At 60.6% G+C, this 2,677-nt stretch carries 4 protein-coding genes and 1 pseudogene; 4 read left to right on the forward strand and 1 reads right to left on the reverse strand.

Annotated elements, in window-relative coordinates; genetic code table 11:
* The 3 genes and pseudogenes from WA317_RS18990 to WA317_RS19000 all read left to right on the forward strand — a co-directional run.
* Positions 1-237 (forward strand): annotated as a pseudogene (locus WA317_RS18990) (hypothetical protein); the annotation flags it as partial.
* 538 nt (positions 238-775) lie between these two features.
* Entirely contained in the window at positions 776-1,084 is a 309-nt protein-coding gene (locus tag WA317_RS18995; protein WP_425174506.1) for a hypothetical protein, read from the forward strand.
* 230 nt (positions 1,085-1,314) lie between these two features.
* Positions 1,315-1,626 carry a hypothetical protein gene (locus WA317_RS19000; RefSeq protein ID WP_425174507.1) on the forward strand — a complete coding sequence of 104 codons (312 nt, stop codon included), beginning with the start codon at positions 1,315-1,317 and terminating at the stop codon, positions 1,624-1,626.
* 183 nt (positions 1,627-1,809) lie between these two features.
* On the opposite strand, the gene WA317_RS19005 is transcribed toward WA317_RS19000, so the two are convergent.
* Positions 1,810-2,034, reverse strand: coding sequence for a hypothetical protein (locus WA317_RS19005; RefSeq protein ID WP_425174508.1), 225 nt, complete (start codon positions 2,032-2,034; stop codon positions 1,810-1,812).
* A 166-nt stretch (positions 2,035-2,200) separates the two neighbouring features.
* On the opposite strand from WA317_RS19005, the gene WA317_RS19010 reads away from it, so the two are divergent.
* Positions 2,201-2,677 (forward strand): hypothetical protein (locus WA317_RS19010; RefSeq protein WP_425174509.1); only part of this gene is annotated, 477 nt, incomplete at its 3' end.

Below are 2,677 nucleotides of genomic sequence, written 5' to 3' on the forward strand. Positions count from 1 at the left end.
GTGCAAGCCGAGCTCGATGCCGCCCCGGCCGCTGCGGAGCGTCCCGGGCTGGCCGCGATCGCGCTGGCGCTCGCCGCCATCCTCGACGACCCTAAGCATGTGGCTGCTCAGCCCGCGGCCGCTCGGCAGTTGGTGGCGATCCTGAACACGCTGACTAAGAGCAACTGCCGGCGCGGGAAGCTGGCGGTGGTTAAGTCGATGACGACGAGTTCACCAGCTCAGAAGCCCGGTAACTAGGACCACGTTCCGAGGCGGGTGGTGATTGCACGAACCCGCCTGTGAGGCGCGCGCCCTCCAGCCGCGGAGGTTATCGCGTCTTTCGAGGCGTACCTGCCGGGGTTTCAAACATCCGCGTTTGGGAACAAGTGATTGATACGCGGGGGGCGCCGCGTAGCAGGTATTGCCAGTGAGCCGCAACCACTGAGCGGGGAGTTCGATCAGAATGTTGTCCAGCAGAAATAAAAGTTCGCCAAACAAATTCAGACAGAAACAAGAATTAATGGCTTTCGATTGGAACCCGCAGCACAAATATATTCAACAGTGTCCTGAATGCGATGGAATACATGAAACGCAGAGGCAGAATGACGAATACTGTGTTCAATGTAAAGCCAGCAAGATGACCGCCTAGGCAGCTCGGGTCTCCCAGGACCGTCGGGCAGCGACGAATGGACCGTTGGCTGCTGCTCAAGATTATTTGACCCTTGCCGAACAGCGGCTTTCGGGTGTTTGCTTGCCGTGTGGCAAGACAGCCACAAAGCCATCAAGGAGGTCCACCATGGCCATCGTCGCAACCACTATCGTCCATCCGAACCCCGGTGTGAACTGGGACGACGTTCAGAAGCAGTTGAAGAGTGCGAGTGAGCTTGCCCGCAAGCATGGCGGGGAGAACGTCACGGTGATGGTCAACATGGTGGGGGGTCAGGGGACCAACGCCATCGGCTTCATGTCGACCGCCGAGGACTGGGCGAAGTACGGCCAGATTCAGCAAAGCCTCAGTACCGATCCGGATTACCAGAAGCTTTTGATGGAGGCAGGCCAGATCGCCACCTGGGAGAATTACCTCAGCCAGACAATCGACCTGTAACAACGCCTACGTTTATAACCTCATCGACAACCCTCAGCCGGGGTCCGGCTTTCATTGCCGGTGCCGCCCAAGGCAGTCACCGGTGGTAACTACCTAGCCTCGGCTGGGGAAACACGTCCATTTAATGACCGGCACGCGTCTTCGCTGATTCCGACCCGCAGGTGAGTGTTTGCAGTTCCACTCGGCGCGGGTACGCCTCCCTAACAAGTCCTCAATTTGAGGGGAGCGACATGATTTTCGCCGGCGTCATCCTCCTGCTTCTCGGGTATCTGCTGCCTTTGGTGCTCCCAGTGCCGCTCGTGCTGGTGACCCTTGCTGTCTGGCTCGGCTGGATCTTGCTCATCCTCGGGGTGATCCTCTGGCTGCTCGACTCTGTCCGCAGCCAGCCGGTCGGCCGCAGACGCCATTACGGTTCCGTCGGCAGTTGGCCGATTGGCCGCAGACGCCATTTCGATGCCGTCGACGGCCAGCCGGTCGCCCGCAGACCCCTTTTCGGGTTCGGCGGCAGGTCTCCGATTGGCCGCAGACGCCGTTACTGGTGAGTAGCCGGGGCGCGGCAACCGCGTACCCGAGGATGGAACGCGCGATCACCCTCACCGCCGCGCTACCGGAGCCGCAAGGTTCTCCACCGCCAGCGCCTTGGGTGGTGGGCGTTTCCCTGCAAGGCGAAAACAACGGCGATCCAGAATTGCAGATCAACGGTTGGCTGGTCCCACTTCGTTCGATCACGCGCGCAGCAGTCGACGCGCGTGAAGGTCGTCGACCACGACGAATCCGAACAAGCTCGTACCACGGGCCCGAACCGGTCGCCAGTTCACTGAAGTTCGCCGACGCCCGACGATGTAGTTTTCGATGACACGTTCGGCGACAGCGACCACCGGCGATGGATGGAACAGTTCACAGGTCGCTTTGCTGTTCGCATTGGCCCAAGCACCGCGATAGGCGCTCATCGAGCAACTCGTCCATCGGTCCGATGAGGGGCCTGGCCCGCCGTACTCACGGCACACCCGACGAACGGCAGCGAGATCGTCGGGCCGCATGATAGAAAGTCTGCTGTCGCGTAGCTCATGTGCGATTGCGCTCGTCTCAAGCTCCGTGAGTGGAGGAGGACTCGGCTTGTCTTCCACTTGGCGCCGCATAATCGACCGGTTATTCGGCGGCGGTCCGCGAGACGACACGCCGCCCGCACCGTCCCGGGGTGAGAGTAAGGCGTACCGTGCGCACGACCCATCAACACGTGAAGCGGACCCGCGCTACGCCGATCCTCTCGGCCGCATCGTCGACGCCATAGCGAACAACCCCTTTGACCGGAAACCGGCCGAGCAGCTGGCGGAGGACCTGTCAGGCCGCTACGGGCCCTTCGCGGTGAAGTGGGAAAGCAAAACCAAACTTGACGCTGAGACGGGCTGGGGGGTCCTTGGCGATACGACGGTCTTTATCGAAGGGCGGATACTTGATGATCAGGGCGAGTTGGTCGGAATTTGTGAGCAGAAGTTCTCCCGCGATGCCGACGGTTACTTAGTCGTCGAAAATGTGCACTTACAACTGGTAAAGGAAGCCCAAAAAAAGGGCTTCGGCAAAGCGCTGTACGAC

The sequence above is a fragment of the Mycobacterium sp. genome (assembly GCF_049802695.1).
GTDB lineage: Bacteria > Actinomycetota > Actinomycetes > Mycobacteriales > Mycobacteriaceae > Mycobacterium.

Bases quoted from the DNA above. Each gene is read 5' to 3' on its own strand.
- WA317_RS19005 (WP_425174508.1), bottom strand. From the start codon at position 2,034: ATGAGCGCCTATCGCGGTGCTTGGGCCAATGCGAACAGCAAAGCGACC.
- WA317_RS18995 (WP_425174506.1), top strand. From the start codon at position 776: ATGGCCATCGTCGCAACCACTATCGTCCATCCGAACCCCGGTGTGAAC.
- WA317_RS19000 (WP_425174507.1), top strand. From the start codon at position 1,315: ATGATTTTCGCCGGCGTCATCCTCCTGCTTCTCGGGTATCTGCTGCCT.